Source organism: Citrobacter sp. RHB35-C21 (assembly GCF_013816515.1).
GTDB lineage: Bacteria > Pseudomonadota > Gammaproteobacteria > Enterobacterales > Enterobacteriaceae > Citrobacter > Citrobacter braakii.
The window spans coordinates 4,911,441-4,933,208 of sequence record NZ_CP057147.1 but is presented as its reverse complement, the minus strand read 5'-3'; the positions used below and the strand labels follow the sequence as shown (position 1 = coordinate 4,933,208).

Annotated in this window: 25 protein-coding genes; 9 read left to right on the top strand and 16 right to left on the bottom strand. The window is 52.2% G+C overall.

Annotation, left to right across the window (positions count from 1 at the left end):
• Positions 1–30 precede the first annotated feature (30 nt).
• The 5 genes from fieF to HVZ39_RS23815 all read left to right on the top strand — a co-directional run bounded on the left by fieF (position 31) and on the right by HVZ39_RS23815 (position 5,509).
• On the top strand, positions 31–933 hold the full coding sequence (gene fieF / locus HVZ39_RS23835; protein WP_016155246.1) for a CDF family cation-efflux transporter FieF: 903 nt from the start codon (positions 31–33) through the stop codon (positions 931–933).
• Positions 934–1,118: 185 nt separating this feature from the next.
• Positions 1,119–2,081, top strand: a complete 963-nt coding sequence (gene pfkA / locus HVZ39_RS23830) for a 6-phosphofructokinase (protein ID WP_003028778.1) — start codon at positions 1,119–1,121, stop codon at positions 2,079–2,081.
• A gap of 206 nt (positions 2,082–2,287) precedes the next feature.
• The gene (gene sbp, locus HVZ39_RS23825) at positions 2,288–3,277 is read left to right on the top strand and encodes a sulfate/thiosulfate ABC transporter substrate-binding protein Sbp (protein ID WP_016155247.1); all 990 of its coding nucleotides are present in this window, start codon (positions 2,288–2,290) and stop codon (positions 3,275–3,277) included.
• Between the two features lie 104 nt (positions 3,278–3,381).
• Entirely contained in the window at positions 3,382–4,131 is a 750-nt protein-coding gene (locus HVZ39_RS23820) for a CDP-diacylglycerol diphosphatase (RefSeq protein ID WP_181633035.1), read from the top strand.
• Between the two features lie 73 nt (positions 4,132–4,204).
• Entirely contained in the window at positions 4,205–5,509 is a 1,305-nt protein-coding gene (locus HVZ39_RS23815) for an SLC13 family permease (protein ID WP_103284381.1), read from the top strand.
• An 82-nt stretch (positions 5,510–5,591) separates the two neighbouring features.
• Here HVZ39_RS23815 and tpiA read toward each other — a convergent pair whose 3' ends face one another.
• Together tpiA and HVZ39_RS23805 are read right to left on the bottom strand one after the other, a co-directional pair.
• A complete protein-coding gene (gene tpiA, locus HVZ39_RS23810) occupies positions 5,592–6,359 on the bottom strand; it encodes a triose-phosphate isomerase (protein ID WP_003028783.1) in 768 nt (255 codons plus the stop codon).
• Positions 6,360–6,470: 111 nt separating this feature from the next.
• Positions 6,471–7,067, bottom strand: a complete 597-nt coding sequence (locus tag HVZ39_RS23805) for a YiiQ family protein (RefSeq protein WP_181629429.1) — start codon at positions 7,065–7,067, stop codon at positions 6,471–6,473.
• A gap of 100 nt (positions 7,068–7,167) precedes the next feature.
• On the opposite strand from HVZ39_RS23805, the gene HVZ39_RS23800 reads away from it, so the two are divergent.
• Positions 7,168–7,599, top strand: coding sequence for a DUF805 domain-containing protein (locus HVZ39_RS23800; protein ID WP_016155251.1), 432 nt, complete (start codon positions 7,168–7,170; stop codon positions 7,597–7,599).
• A 38-nt stretch (positions 7,600–7,637) separates the two neighbouring features.
• Here the strand turns inward: HVZ39_RS23800 and fpr are convergent, their stop codons facing one another.
• From fpr to HVZ39_RS23780, 4 genes are all read right to left on the bottom strand, one after another.
• Entirely contained in the window at positions 7,638–8,384 is a 747-nt protein-coding gene (gene fpr / locus HVZ39_RS23795) for a ferredoxin--NADP(+) reductase (protein WP_016157907.1), read from the bottom strand.
• A gap of 95 nt (positions 8,385–8,479) precedes the next feature.
• On the bottom strand, positions 8,480–9,490 hold the full coding sequence (glpX, locus tag HVZ39_RS23790) for a class II fructose-bisphosphatase (RefSeq protein WP_016155253.1): 1,011 nt from the start codon (positions 9,488–9,490) through the stop codon (positions 8,480–8,482).
• Positions 9,491–9,625: 135 nt separating this feature from the next.
• Positions 9,626–11,134, bottom strand: a complete 1,509-nt coding sequence (glpK, locus tag HVZ39_RS23785) for a glycerol kinase GlpK (protein ID WP_016155254.1) — start codon at positions 11,132–11,134, stop codon at positions 9,626–9,628.
• Positions 11,135–11,156: 22 nt separating this feature from the next.
• Entirely contained in the window at positions 11,157–12,002 is an 846-nt protein-coding gene (locus HVZ39_RS23780; RefSeq protein ID WP_016155255.1) for an MIP/aquaporin family protein, read from the bottom strand.
• A gap of 428 nt (positions 12,003–12,430) precedes the next feature.
• Between HVZ39_RS23780 and zapB the strand changes: the two genes are divergently transcribed.
• Positions 12,431–12,676: a septal ring assembly protein ZapB gene (gene zapB / locus HVZ39_RS23775; protein WP_019077914.1), complete on the top strand. Its 246-nt coding sequence runs from the start codon at positions 12,431–12,433 to the stop codon at positions 12,674–12,676.
• A 221-nt stretch (positions 12,677–12,897) separates the two neighbouring features.
• Here zapB and rraA read toward each other — a convergent pair whose 3' ends face one another.
• On the bottom strand, positions 12,898–13,383 hold the full coding sequence (gene rraA, locus HVZ39_RS23770) for a ribonuclease E activity regulator RraA (RefSeq protein WP_008787034.1): 486 nt from the start codon (positions 13,381–13,383) through the stop codon (positions 12,898–12,900).
• A gap of 237 nt (positions 13,384–13,620) precedes the next feature.
• Here rraA and HVZ39_RS23765 point away from each other — a divergent pair, with 237 nt between their 5' ends.
• Both HVZ39_RS23765 and HVZ39_RS26740 read left to right on the top strand, forming a co-directional pair.
• Complete coding sequence (locus HVZ39_RS23765) at positions 13,621–14,112, top strand: Arm DNA-binding domain-containing protein (protein WP_249419277.1); 492 nt, start codon at positions 13,621–13,623, stop codon at positions 14,110–14,112.
• The gene (locus HVZ39_RS26740) at positions 14,070–14,411 is read left to right on the top strand and encodes a hypothetical protein (RefSeq protein ID WP_249419269.1); all 342 of its coding nucleotides are present in this window, start codon (positions 14,070–14,072) and stop codon (positions 14,409–14,411) included. Before HVZ39_RS23765 ends, HVZ39_RS26740 begins: the two co-directional genes overlap by 43 nt.
• Before the next feature lie 204 nt (positions 14,412–14,615).
• Here HVZ39_RS26740 and tssD read toward each other — a convergent pair whose 3' ends face one another.
• The 9 genes from tssD to cytR form a co-directional block, all read right to left on the bottom strand.
• Positions 14,616–15,116: a type VI secretion system tube protein TssD gene (gene tssD / locus HVZ39_RS23760; RefSeq protein WP_016155257.1), complete on the bottom strand. Its 501-nt coding sequence runs from the start codon at positions 15,114–15,116 to the stop codon at positions 14,616–14,618.
• A 12-nt stretch (positions 15,117–15,128) separates the two neighbouring features.
• Positions 15,129–15,470 carry a putative T6SS immunity periplasmic lipoprotein gene (locus HVZ39_RS26490; RefSeq protein ID WP_220137863.1) on the bottom strand — a complete coding sequence of 114 codons (342 nt, stop codon included), beginning with the start codon at positions 15,468–15,470 and terminating at the stop codon, positions 15,129–15,131.
• Entirely contained in the window at positions 15,467–16,018 is a 552-nt protein-coding gene (locus HVZ39_RS23755) for a type IV secretion protein Rhs (RefSeq protein ID WP_181633723.1), read from the bottom strand. The genes HVZ39_RS26490 and HVZ39_RS23755 overlap by 4 nt, the downstream gene beginning before the upstream one ends.
• 188 nt (positions 16,019–16,206) lie before the next feature.
• On the bottom strand, positions 16,207–16,329 hold the full coding sequence (locus HVZ39_RS26790) for a hypothetical protein (protein ID WP_016157914.1): 123 nt from the start codon (positions 16,327–16,329) through the stop codon (positions 16,207–16,209).
• A gap of 265 nt (positions 16,330–16,594) precedes the next feature.
• Positions 16,595–17,524, bottom strand: coding sequence for a 1,4-dihydroxy-2-naphthoate polyprenyltransferase (gene menA, locus HVZ39_RS23750; RefSeq protein WP_016157915.1), 930 nt, complete (start codon positions 17,522–17,524; stop codon positions 16,595–16,597).
• A gap of 67 nt (positions 17,525–17,591) precedes the next feature.
• Positions 17,592–18,923: an HslU--HslV peptidase ATPase subunit gene (gene hslU, locus HVZ39_RS23745; protein WP_003028803.1), complete on the bottom strand. Its 1,332-nt coding sequence runs from the start codon at positions 18,921–18,923 to the stop codon at positions 17,592–17,594.
• Between the two features lie 9 nt (positions 18,924–18,932).
• Positions 18,933–19,463 (bottom strand): ATP-dependent protease subunit HslV, encoded by a 531-nt coding sequence (hslV, locus tag HVZ39_RS23740; RefSeq protein WP_003028805.1) that lies wholly within the window; start codon positions 19,461–19,463, stop codon positions 18,933–18,935.
• Positions 19,464–19,554: 91 nt separating this feature from the next.
• Positions 19,555–20,529 carry a cell division protein FtsN gene (gene ftsN, locus HVZ39_RS23735; protein ID WP_072034356.1) on the bottom strand — a complete coding sequence of 325 codons (975 nt, stop codon included), beginning with the start codon at positions 20,527–20,529 and terminating at the stop codon, positions 19,555–19,557.
• 93 nt (positions 20,530–20,622) lie between these two features.
• Positions 20,623–21,648 carry a DNA-binding transcriptional regulator CytR gene (gene cytR / locus HVZ39_RS23730; RefSeq protein ID WP_016157916.1) on the bottom strand — a complete coding sequence of 342 codons (1,026 nt, stop codon included), beginning with the start codon at positions 21,646–21,648 and terminating at the stop codon, positions 20,623–20,625.
• Between the last annotated feature and the right edge of the window lie 120 nt (positions 21,649–21,768).

Sequence of the window (21,768 nt, the reverse complement as noted above, 5' to 3'; positions counted from 1 at the left end):
TACTAGCGGCATATCATGGCAGGAGTGTTTATGAATCAAACCTATGGGCGGCTGGTTAGCCGGGCGGCTATCGCGGCGACCGTGATGGCATCGCTGTTACTTTTGATCAAGATTTTTGCGTGGTGGTACACCGGATCGGTCAGTATTCTGGCAGCGCTGGTGGATTCTTTGGTGGACATCGCCGCGTCGTTAACCAACCTGTTGGTGGTGCGCTATTCTTTGCAACCGGCCGATGATGAACATACGTTCGGACACGGAAAAGCGGAATCGCTAGCGGCGCTGGCGCAAAGCATGTTTATTTCCGGTTCGGCGCTGTTTTTATTCCTGACCGGGATTCAGCATCTCATCCAACCCACGCCAATGAAAGATCCTGGCGTCGGGGTGGTTGTCACCATCATTGCGTTAGTGTGTACAATCATTCTGGTCTCGTTTCAGCGCTGGGTGGTTAAGCGCACGCAAAGTCAGGCCGTTAGGGCGGATATGCTTCATTATCAGTCTGATGTTATGATGAACGGTGCGATTCTCGTGGCGCTTGGGCTGGCATGGTACGGCTGGCATCGCGCAGATGCCTTGTTTGCGCTCGGGATTGGCATCTATATTTTATATAGTGCATTACGCATGGGTTATGAGGCGGTACAGTCTTTGCTGGATCGCGCTTTACCCGATGAAGAACGTCAGGAAATTATTGATATTGTGACGTCATGGCCTGGAGTCAGCGGCGCTCACGATCTTCGCACGCGGCAGTCAGGGCCGACCCGCTTTATTCAGATTCATTTGGAAATGGAAGATAATCTGCCGCTCGTTCAGGCGCATTTAGTGGCTGAACAGGTAGAGCAGGCAATTTTACGGCGTTTCCCGGGATCGGATGTCATCATTCATCAGGATCCCTGTTCGGTCGTACCCAAGGAAGGCAAGATGTTTGAGCTTTTATAATTCGTTGTAAAAAAAGTGAACCGGGCCAGCATTTTGTGTATAAATTACCACCATTTGGCCTGACCTGAATCAATTCAGCAGGAAGTGATTGTTATACTATCTGCATATTCGTTGGATCGTTTCGATATGCGGAATCGACTTCCGGCAGCAGATTTCATTTTGCATTCCAAAGTTCAGAGGTAGTCATGATTAAGAAAATCGGTGTGTTGACAAGCGGCGGTGATGCGCCGGGCATGAACGCAGCAATCCGTGGTGTTGTACGTGCAGCGTTGACGGAAGGGCTGGAAGTCATGGGGATCCATGATGGCTACCTGGGTTTGTATGAAGACCGTATGGTTCAACTTGACCGCTACAGCGTGTCCGACATGATCAACCGTGGCGGTACATTCCTCGGTTCTGCCCGCTTCCCGGAATTCCGCGACGAAAACGTGCGTGCCGTGGCTATCGAAAACCTGAAAAAGCGAGGCATTGACGCACTGGTTGTTATCGGTGGTGACGGTTCATACATGGGGGCAAAACGCCTGACTGAAATGGGCTTCCCATGCATCGGTCTGCCGGGCACTATCGACAACGATATCAAAGGCACCGACTACACCATCGGTTATTTCACCGCTCTGGGTACCGTAGTCGAAGCGATTGACCGTCTGCGTGATACCTCTTCTTCTCACCAGCGTATTTCCATCGTTGAAGTGATGGGCCGCTACTGTGGCGATCTGACCCTGGCGGCTGCCATTGCTGGTGGCTGTGAGTTTGTGGTGGTTCCGGAAGTGGAATTCAGCCGTGACGATCTGGTTGCTGAAATCAAAGCAGGCATCGCGAAAGGTAAAAAACACGCGATTGTGGCGATCACTGAGCACATGTGTGACGTTGACGAACTGGCGCATTACATCGAGAAAGAAACGGGTCGTGAAACGCGCTCAACCGTACTGGGTCACATCCAGCGTGGTGGTTCTCCGGTGCCTTACGACCGTATCCTGGCGTCCCGTATGGGCGCATATGCCATTGAACTGCTGTTGGCCGGTCACGGCGGTCGCTGTGTAGGTATTCAGAACGAGCAACTGGTTCACCACGACATCATCGACGCGATTGAAAACATGAAGCGTCCGTTCAAAGGTGACTGGCTGGACTGCGCGAAAAAACTGTACTGATTGTTTTTTCCGCGCCTGATGGCGCTAAGCGCATCAGGCCTACAGGTTGTAAAGACTTGTAGGCCTGATGAGCCGCTAACCACCATTCGGCACAATTCCCCGCATTTATTCCCCCAAGTTATAACAAATCTTTTTTTATTCTTTAATGTTTGGATACCTTTCTGGCACGCTTTGCTCATCACAACACCACATAAGAGAGCTGGGCGATGAACAAATGGGGAGTAGGGTTAACATTATTGCTGGCATCGACCAGCGTTCTGGCAAAGGATATTCAGTTACTTAACGTATCGTACGATCCAACGCGTGAATTGTACGAGCAGTACAATAAGGCCTTTAGCGCGCACTGGAAGCAGGAAACGGGCGACAACGTCGTGATCCGCCAGTCGCACGGCGGTTCGGGTAAACAAGCGACCTCCGTCATTAACGGCATTGAAGCCGATGTCGTGACGCTGGCGCTGGCTTACGATGTGGATGCCATTGCTGAACGTGGTCGTATCGATAAAAACTGGATTAAGCGTCTGCCGGATAACTCCGCGCCATACACCTCCACCATCGTTTTCCTGGTCCGCAAAGGCAACCCCAAACAAATTCATGACTGGAACGATCTGATCAAACCAGGCGTGTCGGTCATTACGCCAAACCCGAAAAGCTCAGGCGGCGCACGCTGGAACTATCTGGCGGCATGGGGCTACGCCTTGCACCACAACAACAACGATCAGGCCAAGGCACAAGACTTCGTGAAGGCCCTGTATAAGAATGTTGAAGTGCTGGACTCCGGTGCGCGTGGCTCAACCAATACCTTCGTTGAACGCGGTATCGGTGATGTGCTGATCGCCTGGGAAAACGAGGCCCTGCTGGCGACAAACGAGCTGGGCAAAGACAAATTCGAGATAGTGACGCCGAGTGAATCTATCCTCGCGGAACCGACCGTTTCCGTGGTCGACAAAGTAGTGGAAAAGAAAGACACCAAAACGGTGGCGGAAGCCTACCTGAAATATCTCTACTCACCGGAAGGTCAGGAAATTGCAGCGAAAAACTACTATCGTCCGCGTGATGCAGACGTTGCGAAGAAATACGAAAATGCATTTCCGAAGCTGAAACTGTTCACCATCGACGAAGAGTTTGGCGGCTGGACGAAAGCGCAGAAAGAGCACTTCTCTAACGGTGGTACGTTTGACCAGATCAGCAAGCGCTAAATAAGTCTGTGATTTACCGACCCGGTGGCATAACGCGACCGGGTTTTTTATTTGTCATGGTTTTGCGTTACTCTTGCCCTTCAATGAGATACAGGGAACGCGTAATGAAAAAAGCAGGCTATCTTTTACTGGCGGTGATTGTAGTCGCCGCTGCTGCAGGTATCGGGTACTGGAAATTCACCGGTAACCCGGACGCATTACGCCAGATTGTTCTTCAGCAATGCCTGCCGCACCAATTGCAGCAGCAGGATCCCGCGCCGTGCGCCGAAGTGAAGCCGGATGCCGGATATGTGGTGTTCAAAGATCGTAACGGCCCACTGCAATACCTGTTGATGCCGACCTGGCGCATCAACGGAACGGAAAGCCCGCTGCTGCTGAAATCAGGTACGCCGAACTTTTTCTGGCTGGCCTGGCAGGCGCGCAGCTTTATGAGCCAAAAATACGGTCAGGAAATCCCTGATAAAGCGGTATCGCTGACCATTAACTCGCGTAGCGGGCGTACGCAAAATCATCTGCATATTCATATTTCCTGCCTGCGAACCGATGTCAGAAAACAGTTGGATGACAATCTGGCGAAAATCAGCACCCGTTGGCTGCCATTACCGGGTGGGCTACGCGGTCATGAATATCTGGCGCGTCGCGTCACGGAAAATGAACTGGCGCAACGCAGCCCGTTTATGATGCTGGCGGAAGAGGTGCCGGATGCGCGTGAGCACATGGGCAGCTATGCGCTGGCGATGGTGCGTCAGAGCGATGAGTCCTTTGTCCTGCTGGCGACCCAGCGCAATATGTTGTCGCTCAATCTCGCCTCCGCTGAGGAAATTCAGGATCATCAATGTGATATTCTGCGTTAACCCCACCTAATCTGGCATTTACTCCGCATGTCTGTCCCCGTATTCTTGTTGAAAAAAACAACAGGAGACAGGCATGTCGCTCTGGCTTACACACCCTCTGTTTATCCCCTCTCTGGTGGTTGGCATTACTATCCTGCTCTGGGCGACGTCGCTACTGCCGGAGTTTATAACGGCGCTGCTGTTCTTTGCCGTGGCAATGGTTGCCAAAATCGCACCTGCGGATGTGATCTTTGGCGGATTTGCGTCTTCGGCATTCTGGCTGGTCTTTAGTGGTTTTGTGCTGGGTATCGCGATTCGCAAAACGGGGCTGGCGGACAGGGCGGCGAGAGCGCTGTCATCGCGATTGACCGATTCCTGGCCGTTAATGGTAGCGAGCGTGGTGCTGCTCAGTTACGCGCTGGCGTTTGTGATGCCGTCCAATATGGGGCGTATTGCGCTGCTGATGCCGATTGTTGCCGCAATGGCGAAGCGTGCCGGAATTAACGAGGGTACGCGCGCCTGGTATGGTCTGGCGCTGGCCGTCGGGTTTGGGACGTTCCAGCTTTCCGCGACCATTTTACCCGCTAACGTGCCAAATCTGGTAATGAGCGGCGCGGCGGAAGGCTCTTACGGCATCCACCTCAATTATCTTCCCTATTTGCTGCTGCATACGCCGGTTCTGGGTTGGCTGAAAGGCGCGGTGCTCATCATGCTTATCTGCTGGCTGTTCCCTGGCAAGCCCCACGCACCGCGCGATCTCACGCCAGCGGAACCAATGAGCCGGGATGAAAAACGTCTGGCCTGGATGTTAGCAGTGGTGCTGCTGCTGTGGGTAAGTGAAAGCTGGCACGGTATAGGGCCTGCGTGGACCGGGTTGGCGGCAGCGGTTATCACGCTGCTACCACGGGTTGGCTTTATCAATGGCGACGAGTTTTCCTCCGGGGTAAATATCAGGACCTGCATTTACGTGGCGGGGATTCTGGGGTTGGCAATTACCGTTACCCAGACCGGCATTGGCAATGCAGTGGGCGAGGCGCTGTTACAGGTGATGCCGCTGGATGCGGAAAAACCATTTACCAGCTTTCTCGCGCTGACCGGCATTACCACCGCACTCAATTTTATTATGACGGCGAACGGCGTTCCGGCGCTGTATACCACTCTGGCGCAAAGTTTTGCCGATGCGACTGGGTTCCCGCTGCTGTCGGTAATTATGATTCAGGTATTGGGGTATTCCACACCGCTACTGCCGTATCAGGCTTCGCCGATTGTGGTGGCGATGGCGCTTGGGAAAGTGCCTGCGAGGGCGGGGATGCTGCTGTGTATCGCGCTGGCGACGGCAACATATCTGCTTCTTCTGCCGCTGGATTATCTGTGGTTTAGCGTGTTGGGTAAGTTGTAAAAAAAAGCCCGGTAGCGCTAACGCTTACCGGGCCTACAGTCTTGGAGGACGGGTCAGCGAAGCGCTACCCGCCTCAACAGCATTACGCCTGTTTAGCCGCTTCTGCTGCTTTAACGATGACCGCGAAGGCATCTGCTTTCAGAGAAGCACCGCCAACCAGCGCGCCATCGATATCCGGCTGAGCGAACAGTTCTGCTGCGTTAGCTGCGTTTACGGAACCGCCGTACTGGATGATAACTTGTTCAGCGATTTTCGCGTCAGCTTTAGCAATGTGGTCACGAATGAATTTGTGAACAGCCTGAGCCTGAGCAGGAGTTGCAGATTTACCGGTACCGATAGCCCATACTGGTTCGTAAGCGATAACGACGCCTTCGAATGCTGCCGCGCCCTGAGTTTTCAGAACGGCGTCGATCTGACGTGCACAGACTTCTTCAGTTTTGCCCGCTTCGTTTTCTGCTTCGGTTTCACCGATGCACAGAACCGGAGTCAGACCTTGTTCTTTCAGCACGGCGAATTTTTTAGCGATCAGCTCGTCAGACTCTTTGTGGTAAGTACGACGCTCAGAGTGACCGATAATGATGTACTGCGCGCCGATATCTTTCAGCATTTCAGCACTTGTTTCACCGGTAAATGCGCCAGACAGGTTCAGGTCAACGTTCTGCGCGCCCAGGATAATGTGGCTACCGGCAGCGGCGTGTTTCGCCAGGTCGATATACATTTCCGGCGGAGCGATTGCTACTGCACAGCCAGCAACGCCAGCCAGTTCTTTACGCAGATTAGCAACCAGTTCGTTTACCATGTGGCGGCTGCCGTTCAGTTTCCAGTTACCCATCACTAAAGGATGTCGCATTTCATTTCTCCACGCTTGTCAGCGAATTAAGGAATATGGCCGCCCGTCAGGGCAGCATGGTCTGTGAAACAGTATAGAGATTCGTCTGCGGAAAGGCTTTGCTTTTTGTCATCAATTCGCCTTCTCAAGACTTTCTGATAGTGCCAGCTTAATCGGTTCAACAGCGAAGGTCAGCCCTTTTTCACCGTTATCTGCCACAACATAGCGAATTGCGCCTTCTGTTTCGGCGTAATAGTGTTTACCTTTGCCGGCAGCGAGCAGTTTTTGCAGCTTTTTCTGGCTCTGCTCTTTCGTCAGTAGCGGGGCGACGGTACGAATGACGGCGGTCATGTATTCCAGCGCTTTCGCTTTGGCCGCCTTTTGTTCTGGTCCCTGAATCGGCAACCAGGTTATCTGCATACTTTTGATTTTTAGCGTGCCGCGCTCAAGGGCGGAGGACGCATACAGGTTTTCATTGATTTTACTGGCCGCGCGGGTGAGGTTTGCCCGATCGCGGCTGCTGTCGATGGCGCGGAACTCATTCAGGATAAGCTTCGGATTCTGCGTATTAAAGTTTTCGCGAAACTGGCTAATCGACAGGTCAAAGGTCGGCGCACCCGCCAGTAAATAGGGGGCCGTGGTTGCCGTCGATGGCTCTTCCGCCCGTGCCGCAACGCTCGCGGTGAAGACTGAAAACAATAATAAAAACAGTGTAAATCCTTGCTTCATCAATCGTACCTTTCGTTATGACTGCTCACGATTAAAACGGTAACTGTCGGGCTTGTCAAAAGGGTAAACTGTTCTGGAAGGTAATAATAAAGGAACTTACATGACCATACAGCAGTGGTTATTCTCATTTAAAGGGCGCATCGGGCGCCGTGATTTCTGGATTTGGATAGGTCTGTGGATCGTCGGAATGCTGGTTCTGTTCTCGCTGGCGAGCAAGCAATTACTCGATATTCAGACTGCGGCATTTTGTCTGGTTTGTCTGCTATGGCCGACGGCGGCAGTGACGGTAAAACGCCTGCACGATCGGGGACGTTCTGGAGCGTGGGCGCTGCTGATGATTTTGGCGTGGATGCTGCTGGCCGGAAATTGGACGATGTTACCCGGCGTCTGGCAATGGGCGGTTGGTCGCTTTGTTCCGACGCTCATTCTGGTCGGTATGCTTATCGATCTGGGCGCGTTCGTTGGCACCCAGGACGAAAATAAATATGGTAAGGATACGCAGGACGTAAAGTACAAAGCCGAGCGCCAGTAGTTGTCGACCGGAGAAGCGCAAGCGCCTCCCGGCAACCCTCACCAGTAGTGTTCAGCAGTCATATGGCCCGGTCGACGGCGCAGGTGTTTGGTCATCTGCCGGGTCTCTTTCAGCAGTTGCTGCGTGTCGCGTACCATTTGTGGATTTCCGCACAACATCACATGGCTGGTTTCTTTATCCATTGGCAGCCCTACCGCCTTTTCCAGTTCACCGCTTTCAATCAGCGCCGGTACACGCCCGGTCAGCGAATCTACGGCTGTCTCACGGCTAACAACCGTCTGGATGCGTAATTTACCTTCGTAGCGCTTTTCCAGCGCCTGCATCAATGGCAGGTAGCTCAAATCGGCGGCATAGCGTGCGGCGTGGACCAGCACCAGATTTTTAAAGCGCCCCAGATCTTTGCCTAGTTGCAGAATCGACAAATACGGGCCGATAGCCGTGCCGGTTGCCAGCATCCATAGCGTTTCGCAATCAGGGACTTCATCCAGCACGAAGAATCCAGCGGCCTCACTCACCACCTGAACTTCATCGCCAGGCTTTAGCGCCGCCAGTTGAGGGCTGAGTTTGCCGTCGGGAACCGTCACCAGATAAAATTCTAAGTCGGGGTTATCGGGCGCATTCACGTAGGAATAGGCGCGCTGGACGCGCTCACCGTCGATCTCAAGGCCAAGCTTGGTGAACTGACCTGCAGTGAAAGGAAGAACCGGAGCTCGCACGGTCAAACTAAACAGGGCATCGGTCCAGTTCTGCACCTTTGTGACTTTGCCTGTTACCCAATCTGCCATGGTTTTCTCCTGTCTGCTTTGATTGCCTTATCTTCGTTCGTTGGACGAAAGATTTCCAGCCCGGATGGGCTGGAAGGCTCTATTGATCAAATCAATTACAGGATGTGCGCCTGCACATCGGGATCTTTGCGATCGAGGTAGTGAATCGACTGAATGCGGCGGATCGTGCGTGATTTGCCGCGGATCAACAGCGTTTCGGTGGTTGCGATATTGCCTTTACGGCTAATCCCTTCCAGCAGATCGCCTTTGGTGATGCCGGTAGCGGAGAAAATGACGTTGTCGCTGCGCGCCATTTCATCCAGACGCAGCGCTTTGCCCGCTTCAATGCCCATCGCGGTGCAGCGGGCCAGTTCCTGTTCGCCAATACGACGGTTCTCTTCGCTGTCGCCTTTGACGTCATGGCGCGCCAGCAGGCGGCCCTGCATGTCGCCGTCCAGCGCGCGGATGACGGCCGCGGAAACCACGCCTTCCGGAGCGCCGCCAATACCGTACAGCACGTCAACTTCGCTGTCAGGCATACAGGTCAGAATCGAGGCCGCAACGTCGCCGTCAGGAATGGCGAAGACGCGCACGCCCAGTTTCGCCATCTCTGCAATAACCTCGTCATGGCGTGGTTTTGCCAGGATGGTGACGGTCAGGTCACTCAGTGGTTTGTTCAGCGCGGCTGCAATGTTTCGTAGGTTGGTTTCCAGTGACAGGTTCAGGTCGATGGACCCTTTTGCGCCAGGGCCGACAATCAGCTTTTCCATGTACATGTCTGGCGCGTTCAGGAAACAGCCTTTATCGCCTACAGCCAGCACCGCCAGCGCATTCGCCTGGCCCATTGCCGTCATACGCGTGCCTTCGATAGGATCGACGGCGATGTCGACCGCATCACCGTGGCCGGTTCCGACTTTCTCGCCGATAAACAGCATCGGAGCTTCATCAATCTCACCCTCGCCAATCACGATGGTGCCGTCGATGTTGACCTGGTTGAGCATAATACGCATGGCGTTCACCGCCGCGCCATCAGCGGTATTTTTATCGCCGCGGCCCAGCCATTTATAGCCAGCCAGCGCGGCCGCTTCGGTCACGCGTGAAAATTCAATGGCAAGTTCTCGTCTCATTGCAAACTCGTAGCTGAAAGGAATGACGCGAAGTGTAGCACAGGGGAGGGGACTAGATTATTGATGTGTGTGCGGGGTTGCCCCCGCACGAAGATATTGCCGGACAAGGTAACGTCGCCATCCGGCAATGACGAATTACTCGTCGTGATCTTCCCACGCCATGGCGCGTTTGACCGCTTTTTTCCAGCCGCTGTAACGGAAATTACGCTCGGTGGTTTCGATGCCAGGGCGGAATTCACGCTCGATGACCGCTTTCTCCTGCAGTTCATCCAGATTCTGCCAGAAACCTACTGCCAGACCGGCAAGGTAAGCCGCACCCAATGCGGTGACTTCGCGGACTTCAGGGCGCTCAACGCGCGTGCCGAGAATATCGGACTGGAACTGCATCAGGAAGTTGTTGGCGACCGCACCGCCATCGACGCGCAGGGCGTGCAGGCGAATACCGGAGTCAGCCTGCATCGCTTCCAGTACGTCACGGGTCTGGTAAGCGATAGACTCAAGCGTTGCGCGGATGATGTGGTTGGAGTTTACGCCACGGGTCAGGCCGAAGATGGCTCCGCGTGCATACGGGTCCCAGTACGGTGCGCCAAGGCCTGTAAATGCCGGAACGACGTACACGCCGTTGGTATCTTTCACTTTGGTGGCGAAATATTCAGAGTCGAATGCATCGCTGATGAGTTTCATTTCATCGCGCAGCCACTGGATGGATGCGCCAGCCATAAATACCGCACCTTCCAGCGCGTAGTTCACTTCCCCGGTCGGTCCACAGGCGATGGTGGTCAGTAGTCCATTTTCGGACTTAACGGCTTTCTCGCCAGTGTTCATCAGCATGAAGCAGCCGGTACCGTAAGTGTTTTTCGCCATCCCTTCCTTCACGCACAGCTGGCCAAACAGAGCGGCCTGCTGGTCACCGGCAATACCGGAGATAGGAATACGAATGCCGCCTTTACCACCGATGTTGGTCTGGCCGTACACTTCAGAAGAACGACGCACTTCTGGCAGCATTGCACGCGGAATATCCAGCGCATCCAGCATCGTGTCATCCCAGTCCAGGGAGTGGATGTTGAACAGCATGGTACGAGAGGCGTTGGTGTAATCCGTTACGTGTACGCGTCCCTGCGTCATTTTCCAGATAAGCCAGGTGTCTACCGTACCGAACAGCAGTTCGCCGCGACGAGCGCGCTCACGTGAGCCTTCTACGTGGTCGAGGATCCACTTCACTTTAGTGCCGGAAAAGTACGGGTCAATTACCAGACCCGTGTTATTACGGATGTACTCTTCCATTCCGTCGCGCTTGAGCTTTTCGCAGATATCCGCGGTACGACGACACTGCCACACAATTGCGTTATAGATAGGTTTACCGGTCTCACGCTCCCAGACGATGGTGGTTTCACGCTGGTTGGTAATACCGATCGCTGCAATTTCATCGGAACTGATATCGGCTTTCGCCAGAACTTCTACCAGCGTGGAGCTTTGGGTCGCCCAAATTTCCATTGGGTCATGTTCTACCCAACCTGCTTTCGGGTAGATTTGCTCGAATTCGCGCTGTGAAACGCTAACGATATTCGCATCGTGGTCCATTACGACCGCGCGGGAGCTGGTGGTGCCCTGGTCGAGCGCAACGATATATTTTTTTTCAGTCATGATTATTTGTCCCGTAGTCACATTACTGCGAAGCTTTTTGTTGAGTGTTGGTCGCAACGTCTTTCTCTTCAATCGCGCAGACATCGCACGGTAAATGGCGACCAATCAGTTTGCGATATGCCCATGCGCCTAAAATCGCGCCGGTAATCGGGCCAAACACCGGGACCAGGAAGTAAGGGATATCACGACCACCCGTGAAGGCAATCTCACCCCATCCGGCCATCCAGGCGAAGAGTTTCGGTCCGAAGTCACGTGCCGGGTTCATCGCAAAACCTGTCAGCGGACCCATGGAAGCACCAATAACGGCAATCAACAAGCCGATCAGCAGTGGTGCCAGCGGACCACGAGGTACACCGTTACCATCGTCGGTCAGAGCCAGAATCAGCCCCATTAGAATAGCGGTAATGACCATTTCAACCGCGAAGGCCTGCACAAAATTGATATGCGGGTTCGGATAGGTCGAGAAAGTACCTGCCAGACCCAGGCTTTCGGTACTGCCGCGCACGATATGGTTAGTTTGTTCGAAATCGATGAAAAGATTGTAATAAAGCCCGTAAACCAGTGCCGCTGCGCAAAAGGCGCCGGCAATTTGCGAAATAATAAAAGGAGCAACTTTGCGTTTATCAAAACAGGCGAACAGCCAGAGTGCGATGGTTACCGCTGGATTCAGGTGTGCACCAGAAACGCCTGCGGTCAGATAGATAGCCATCGCTACCCCCAGACCCCAGATGATACTGATTTCCCACTGACCAAAAGTAGCCCCAGCAACTTTGAGTGCAGCGACACATCCCACACCGAAGAAAATCAACAACCCGGTACCGAGGAATTCAGCAATGCACTGGCCTTTTAAGGTTGATGTTTGACTCATAATCGGATCCTGAAGAGAGTTTAATGTTTATTGTATGCGAGAAGGTCACTGACATCCCCGGAGCCGGTAGGCACACTGTTAATTTATCGTTAACGCTCAAAAACGAGAAATATCGAAATTGAAATGTGTGTACTCCATCAACAAAATGAGCGTTATCGCGCCATTTCGCGGTATTTGTTATACAAAAATAGTGTGAGCTGAATCATTTCAATGATCAATTCGTTAACACTTAAGAGTTATGATAGTAATGTCACCAGGAGAAAGACGAAAAGTGTTGCAAACCGCAATCTGCGCGGGATGCCGCTGGACAGGGATGACGCGGCTTCATACAATCGGTGTTAAGTAGAGTGCGCTCGTTTTTATTAAGGCGTCGCCGGTTATCGGGACGAGGATTTTTATCCATCAACGCCTTGCAATTCAGGAGAGGTATGACGATGTCATTAGAAGTGTTTGAGAAACTGGAAGCAAAAGTACAGCAGGCGATTGATACCATCACGCTGTTACAGATGGAAATCGAAGAGCTGAAAGAAAAGAACAACTCACTGTCGCAGGAAGTTCAGTCTGCACAGCAGCAGCGTGAAGAGCTGGAGCGTGAGAACAACAACCTGAAAGAACAGCAGAACGGCTGGCAGGATCGTCTGCATGCCCTGTTGGGGCGTATGGAAGAAGTCTAATCCTCGTCATATTTCACGTTATGGCGGCGTTGGCTGCGTACATTCACCCCAGTCACATAGTGGCCTATGCTCCTGGGGATTCACTTACTTGCCGCCTTGCCCTGACGCGAAATCTATAGAGGATGTAGACTGCGAGTGCCTGTAGGCCGGATAAGGCGTAAGCCGCCAACTGGCAATCAGTGACAACGCATAAAAAAGGCACCTTGCGGTGCCTTTTTCACTTACTCGATATCGAGCGGGTCTTCGGAGAGGATTATCCCGGTGTTGTCGGCGTACAGGTGGTCGCCGGAGAAGAATGTCACGCCGCCAAAGTTGACGCGCACATCGCTTTCCCCAATACCTTCTCCTGAAGCACCTACCGGAATTGCGGCAATCGCCTGAATGCCGATATCCAGTTCTTCCAGATCGTCTACCTGGCGGACTGAGCCGTAGATGACCAGACCTTCCCATTCATTCTGTACGGCCAGTCGTGCCAGTTCGGCATCGACCAGCGCACGACGGACAGAACCGCCACCATCGACCAGCAGAATGCGACCACGGCCATTTTGTTCGAGCAGATCGTACAGCAACCCGTTGTCCTCGAAACATTTTACCGTGATGATTTGTCCGCCAAACGACGACCGTCCTCCAAAGTTAGAGAACAGCGGTTCCACGACGTTGACATCTTCCTGATAGATGTCACAAAGCTCGGATGTATCGTATTTCATAGGCTTAACGTTCAGTTGCTGCGAGAATTTTCAGTATATCGCGCTATGTGGACTGTTGGCAAAATCATCAATTGTTAATTAGTGTCCAGATCAATAACTATTCGTATTTTTCATTGAAAAACAGGTGATTACTGATTTTGAAAACAGCTGATAATGACCTGAAATTACCCGTATTTCCCTCTGTAAAGTATCCCCGAGGTATCTCCGGAAGATTGCTGGAGCATAAAAGAAAGCCCTATGAGAACGATCAGATTCACCAAAGCCGTGCATCAGGAACTCCCCGTTCCTGATGCCGGCAAACGCCTTGATTATGCTGATAGTGTCGTTAATGAGTTGCGGCTGCGCGTTACGTCTAGTGGCAGCAAAAGTTTTTGTGTGTCCCGAAAGCGCGACGTAAAATTTTACCGTGTGACGTTGGGCAAGTTCCCGGATATGACTATTGAGCAGGCCAGAGAGCGGGCATATAACGCCTTAAGTGAAGTAGCTATCACACGGCGTAACCCGAACGAACGGCGGCGTGAAGAGAAAAAATGGGCGGTAACGCTGTCTGATGCTTTGGATGAGTACATCAAATCCCGGTTGGCTGCCGGGCGTATAAAAAAACGACCAGCGAAAAATATGAAGACACCATCAATAATTATTCTGGTGACTGGATGGCTCTTCAACTTTCATCTATCACGTGTGAAATGGTGGAAACGAGACACTGGATCATTACCGGGCATGGCATAGGGTTTGGTGGCCCGTTCAGGCGTGAAGAAAAAGGCAGCAAAGCCCAGGCTGATTTATGGGCACGTGTTCTGCGTGCTGTCTATCGCTATGCATATGATAGCTACCGTGATAAAGATGGCGGGAGATTGTTACCGGATCCGCCCACAACCATTTTAAGTACAAAAATGCTTTGGAATGGAAATACACGGAGAACAACTAAAATCAGAAATAATGATTTAGGCCGCTGGCTCAAGGCCCTTGATACCGTAAGACAATGGGCTATAGCAGGCTATAAAGCTGATGTGTTGATGGGGGTTTAAGCCCAACCGTACGGAAATGTACGCTAAGAACGTAACCTTATGATTTTAAGTCTATAAAGTTGTTGCATTATTGGTTTGATTTACGTTGATTTGATGATCAAGTACGCTCGTATTGCAAGTAAGTGTGTTCGGGAATAGCGACGAGTATTGCAGGCAGTCTGCTAAGTGGTCTTTATTTTCAGCAGATCTGCCTGCCAATTCGATTTACCTCTGCTGCTGGTTGTAACCAACCGGGCGGCTCCAGTCATCGTCGTATTTGATATTCCCTTCGATATAAAACCACTCAATGCCTGAGTAGGTGATGGCTATATTTTCCATCATGCCCGGAGTGTGGGAACCCGGCATATAAGCATGAGCAGCATTGACGGACATGATTACGATGTTGTTAAGCGTAATTCGGTAAATCTCGTATTCGACACCCGCCTCGTTGATGTCGTAATAGTGGATTACTGCCTTTTGCAGCCGCTTACTTTGGCAGACTGCAACCGCAAAATATGGCGAGGTCTTATCAATCTCTTTGTGCAGGGTAAAAGCGTTGTGTTCGCGCGAACCCATCAGCTTGCCAGTGTTGCGGCATGTGTTTTGGTACACACCGTAACTGCTGTTCATGATTTCAATTGCACCCTCACGGCCCAGCGCCATGCAACTGCCTTTGATCAGCTGTCCATTTTCATCATAAATATACATATAAGCTGGTAATGACATTTTTAGATTTCCTTATTTTGTGCTTAATATTTGCCCGTTTCTGTCGATGAAAAAGTTGTAACGGTAATTCTTTCCGTTCAACGTGTATGAAGCCGCATAGATATAGCCCGGCGTTATCGGTATTTTTAAGCACGTTTCAGGATAGGAGAGAGCTACATGCGAATTTTCCGCCAATGTCTTGTATTCATTCCCCTGCTCAGAATAAACGCCGTATCGGCTCAGAACGTCCGATTTATTAACAGAGAAGCAAAGCGAATTATTTATAATGGGGAAACTACGCCATGGGGGAACGCTATCGCCAGCGCCACACCCAGCCAGCGCAAAAAAGGCAGGAATGAGAAAGTAGTGTTTCAATGCGGGAACCTCCTTAACACTTTCTCATAGCGGGATATGAGGCTAAGGACAGGCTCAGATGGATCGTAATCCTTGAGGAGATACAAATCAGAGCGGTTGCCGAATCCATACGTTTTAAGCAGCCAATAATCCGCCACCATTGCAGCCTGCTGCTCTAAGCCGTAATCCAAGAGTATGGCCTTATCCAACGTGTAATAGTAATCAACTGCCCAAGAGAACAGGCCCCGCATCCTTACCATCATCCCGCGCTGATGCTGCCAGACGTGCATCATTTCATGTAAAAAAAGATGCTGCCCACTAACGCGATCGTTATTAACATGCGGCTGTGAAAAGTCAGGCTCATAAGTACCTTCCTGAAAGTACAACTCGCCGTTGGGCGTCATGGCGTAGTTGTTCTTTTGGAGGTTGAAAGGTAGATAGCTGCTGCGGTGGATCCAGACTTCGTTATAGCGGATGGTGAAAGCGTAGAGGGTACGGGCCAGGTTAATCTCACCAAGCGTTAACAGCCGTAACCCGCCCCGGTCTATATCGTTCATTTCCCTTATCATTGAAGACATCATCCATTGGTAAAAACACCTTAATACGCCTTAAAGTAAATTTTTTCCTGTTAAAAAATGCGGGGAATATCCGAAATTGTCAAAAACTGCGGCTACGCCGCTTCAAGCGTTAAGCCCCCTGGTTTGGGGGGCAACCGTACGAGATCGGACGCTAAAAACGTAACCTTATGAATTTAAATCTACAAATTCGTGGCGTTGTCGGTCAGGTTTACGTTGATTTGATTACTGGGTTTATTAAGACCGTTAATGCCGGAAACCGCACGGATACTGGCATTAATGGCAAAAGTAAATAAAACCCTCATTTTCTTCACTCGCCCAACCTGCATTAAAAAATGCACTTAGCGTACGCTCTCGTACGGTTGGGCTTCAGACCACGTGATCGGTTAAGTAAGCTGGGAAACGCTGATTTTAGTACTTATAGATCACGGTGTTTACCGTTCGTTGGTATCCCCGAGGTATCCCCGGAAAATATAAAAAACATGGAAAAACCTCGCGCCCCTCTATTTGTAAGGGTTGCGAGGCGTTATGCGATTCTAAAAATTGAAATTGTTAATTGATATTTGTCAGTTAAAGAGACCACTGACTTAAGAAAATTCCAACGACAAACAGCAAGTTAGTTAATAGCGCCGCTTTTACGGTGCGTTCCAGCATCGGACGCATTGCCGCAGGATCCATTTCGCGCATCACGTAACGCGCCTGTTTGAAAAGCAGCGGAGCGGCAAGGATAAACAGCCATCCCCACAGACTTTGTAGCGAAAACAGGTTAAACAGCGCCAGGCAGACCAGCGTCCCCATCAGCAGGCAGGCATGGTAGCGGCGGGCATTGACGGCACCTAAACGTACTACCAGCGTGTTCTTGCCGTTCTCTCTGTCGCTGTTGATATCGCGCAGGTTGTTGACGTTGAGCACGGCAGTTGCCAGCAGGCCACAGGCGGTGGCAGGCAGAATCAGCGCCGGAATCAGCGTATGCGCCTGCAGATACCAGCTTCCCATCACGCTAAGCCAGCCAAAGAATACCAGCACGGAAATATCGCCCAGACCGATATATCCGTAAGGGCGATTACCCACGGTGTAGGTGATCGCCGCGATAATCGACAGGCCCCCAAGCACCAGAAAACCGACAAAATCCGCCAGCGTGTGACAGGCCACAGCAACCAGGGCTAAACCCGACAGACAGATCAACACCACGGTGACGATCAGCGCACGCTTCATCTGCTGTTGGGTGATAACCCCTTTTTGCATACCGCGCAGCGGTCCAATGCGGTCGGGCTTGTCGCTGCCTTTGACGGCATCGCCATAGTCGTTAGCGAGGTTGGACAGAATTTGCAGCAGTCCTGCCGTAATCAATGCCAACAGAGCAACCAGCGGATCGAAGTATCCTTGCCACCATGCTAATGCCGTACCGACGATGATCGCCGCGAAGGCGAGCGGTAAGGTCTTAGGTCGTAAACTTTCCAGCCAGGCTTGTGAGCGGCTAATTTTTTGTTGTTCAGTCATATTTAGCGCCAATAAAAATGGGGCTTTATCAGCCCCATCAACAGTGATGAAAATGCATTGAACGCGATTATAGGATAAAACGGCTCAGATCTTCATCTGCGACCAGCGCATCCAGATGTTTGCTCACATATTCGGCATCAATTGTGATGCTTTGGCCGTTTAAATCGCTCGCATCATAGGAAATATCTTCCATCAGACGCTCGAGAACGGTATGCAGACGACGTGCACCGATGTTTTCGGTGGTTTCATTGACCTGCCAGGCCGCTTCGGCAATGCGTTTAATGCCCGATTCGGTGAAGTTGATGTCCACACCTTCGGTCGCCATCAGCGCTTTGTACTGGACGGTGATGGAGGCATTCGGTTCGGTAAGGATACGCTCAAAATCGCTGGTGGTCAGCGCCTGCAGCTCGACACGAATCGGCAGACGACCCTGCAGTTCCGGGATCAGGTCAGACGGTTTCGCTACCTGGAATGCGCCAGAGGCGATAAACAGAATGTGGTCTGTTTTCACCATACCGTGTTTAGTGGAGACCGTGCAGCCTTCAACCAGCGGCAGCAGGTCGCGCTGTACGCCTTCACGGGACACGTCCGGGCCGGAGGATTCGCCGCGCTTACAGATTTTGTCGATTTCGTCGATAAACACGATTCCGTGTTGCTCAACGGCGTCGATAGCTTCCTGTTTCAGCTCTTCCGGATTCACCAGTTTGGCCGCTTCTTCTTCAATCAGCAGCTTCATCGCGTCTTTGATTTTCAGCTTACGCGGTTTTTGCTTCTGACCGCCCAGGTTCTGGAACATGGACTGTAGCTGGCTGGTCATCTCTTCCATTCCCGGAGGCGCCATGATTTCAACGCCCATCGGTGCGGCCGCGAGATCGATTTCGATCTCTTTATCATCCAGCTGGCCTTCACGCAGTTTTTTACGGAACGCCTGACGCGCTGCAGAAGGTTCCTGCGGCTGCTCTGACTGTCCCCAGTTATTTTTAGCCGGTGGGATCAGCACGTCGAGAATGCGCTCTTCCGCCATCTCTTCGGCACGGAAGCGGTTTTTCTCGATGGCCTGAACGCGGACCATTTTGATGGCAGCATCGGTCAGATCGCGGATGATAGAGTCAACTTCTTTACCAACATAGCCGACTTCGGTGAATTTTGTTGCTTCAACTTTGATGAACGGCGCGTTGGCCAGTTTTGCCAGACGACGGGCGATTTCGGTTTTACCGACGCCGGTTGGGCCAATCATCAGAATGTTTTTCGGCGTAACTTCATGGCGCAGCTCTTCGTTGAGCTGCATGCGGCGCCAGCGGTTACGCAGGGCAATCGCCACGGAACGCTTTGCGTTATCCTGGCCGATGATGTGTTTGTTCAGTTCGCTGACAATTTCGCGTGGGGTCATTTCAGACATGGGGGATCCTTACGCTTTGGAGTTCAATTCTTCGATGGTATGGAAGTGGTTGGTATAAATGCAGATATCCCCTGCAATATCCAACGCTTTCTCAGCAATCTCGCGTGCGCCAAGCTCGGTGTTTTCCAGCAGAGCGCGTGCAGCAGCCTGGGCGTAGGGACCGCCGGAGCCGATGGCAATCAGATCGTTTTCTGGCTGTATGACGTCGCCGTTACCGGTGATGATGAGTGATGCAGTTTCATCCGCAACGGCCAGCAGCGCTTCGAGTTTGCGCAGCATACGGTCGGTACGCCAGTCTTTTGCCAGTTCAACGGCAGCTTTCACCAGGTGACCCTGGTGCATTTCCAGCTTGCGTTCAAACAGTTCAAACAGCGTGAATGCATCCGCAGTACCGCCCGCAAAGCCCGCGATGACTTTGTCGTTGTACAGACGGCGGACTTTCTTCACGTTGCCTTTCATTACGGTGTTACCCAGTGTGGCCTGACCATCACCGGCGATTACCACATGGCCGTTACGGCGTACGCTTACTATTGTTGTCACGAGCAGACCCCTTGGTTACAAATGCAAAACACAGGCCCCGCGCAGTATGCGGGGCGTAATGCAAGTATAGATGGGGGGGATTTTGGGGGTTTCAACCCCCAGTGGCGAGTCGAATGCAGTTTGTGTGACCAGCAACTTTCAGGCGGCTGATGGTGTTGTCGGCATTCTCTTTGCCTTTGACCGGACCAATGACCACGCGATTCCAGCCGTTATTGGTGGTAATACGTGAGTTGAAGCCTTCAAAAGCCAACTGCGCGCGCACGGTTTCTGCCTGCTCAGCGCCTTTAAATGAGCCGCACTGTACCATCCAGCGGCGTTCATCTTTTTTCTCCGCCGTCTGTTTTGGCGGCTGCGTTTCATTTGTTATCGGCGCGGCCGGCTGCGTTTTCGGCTGAGCGGCGGTGGTATGCGCAGGTGTTTGCAGTAGATCCTGATACGGCTGTTGGGCCGCCGGTTTTGGCTGCGCCTTCGGCTGCTGTACCGGTGCGGCTTGCGCAGTACGCGTTTGCTGCTGCTGGTACGGCTGTTCCGTTACCCGTTGGCGCGGCTGTTGAGCCTGCTGTTGGGTGTTATTCCACTGCTGCTGTTGCACCTGACGTTGACGCTGCAGCGTTTGCTGGCGTTGTTCCGCAGTTTGTTCGTTCCACGGTACTTCGTTGAGCTGCGTTGGCTGTTGGCGCATATCGGCCTGCATTTGCGCCAACAACTGGCGCTGCTCATTGGTTAGCTGATCGGCGTTCAGTACCTCGCCGCCTGCAGACGGTTCGGTAGGCGCACGTACGCCAGGCTGACGGCTTTCCAGCTCTTTGATGTATCGCCAGCGCTCTTCCGGTTTTGGCGGGATGCCATTACCGGTGACTTTCTGGTTTTGCAGCGTTTCGGACTCTTCTTTCTTGTGATGCGTAATGAAGTACAGACCACCGATAAAGGTCACGAGTACGGCTGCAGCAATAGCAACCATAGCGGGCGATACCGCAGGCGTATTGCGTTGTTTTTTCCGTGATGTGCTCTTCTTGCGCCGCGAAGGTGCCGGTTGGCCGCGACGTACATAATCTCGTTGTGCCACTATCGTTTCGCTGTATTTATTCGTTCGTCAGCCCGCCATGTTACTTAAGCGGCGGGCCTTTGACCAGACAGGGGAGTCCGAAAGCACTTTACTTTACGTCAGTGCCCGGGTAGTGCCCCGAATAATAAGCTCGCAGTCCAGTAAACGTGAGCCACTGCTGACGTTCTGACCTTGTAATTGATCGAGCAGTAACAGCATAGCTTCACGTCCGATATCGAAACGCGGCTGTGCGACGGTTGTCAGGGGTGGATCACAAAATTCCGTGAGCGAAATATTATCAAAGCCAATGATGGATAAATCGTCAGGTACCTTCAGACCCTGACGTTTGGCGTAAGAGAGTGCCCCCAGCGCCATGACATCGCTGTGGCAAAAGACCGCAGTAGGTGGCTGTGGAAGCTCAAGGAGTTGCTTAAGCGCATTGGCTCCCGCTTCATAGGTAAAGTCACCACGCGCGATGAAATGCGGATCGACCGTAATTCCACTGCGGCGCAATGCCTGAACGTAACCTTGCAGACGGTAATGGCACAGCGGCATATCCTCTGGTCCGGCGATACAGCCAATGCGTTTATGCCCCAGTTCCAGCAGATAGTTCATCGCGTTGAAGGCGGCGGTGAGATTATCAATGTGCACGGTGGGGAGTTCCAGCTCTGGCGCGAACTCGTTGGACATGACCATCGGCGGCAAGTTGCGCTGCTCTTCCACGCTGGCATCAAACGGCAGTCGCGAACTGAGCAGCACCATGCCATCGATCTGCTTGGTGATAATGAGGTTGAGGAAGGTCTTTTCCTGCTGATTCTGGTGGGCGCAGTCGCCGATAAGCACCAGATATCCCTGCTCAGCGGCGGTCACTTCTATGCCGCGAATCACTTCACTAAAAAACGGATCGCAGATATCCGGCACAATCACCAGAATGGTACGTGATTCATTACGCTTAACGTTGCGTCCCATTGATTGGGGTAAATATCCCACTTCCAGCGCAGCCTGTTCAACCTTGTTACGGGTTGACTGCGAGACTTTGTCCGGGTTCATTAATGCGCGGGATACGGTTGCCGTTGAGACTTTCGCCTTCAGAGCAACATCTTTCATCGTAGCGGCGGCAACCTGCTTATTCGGTTTCACTCTTTCTCCTCGCCAGAGAGCTGCTGGCACAGACTCGTCCTTGAATAGCCTTCATCTGAAACATTTTTATCAGATAGTTAATGGAAGCGGTTACAGAATTTTCATAAAAAGTGTGATGGA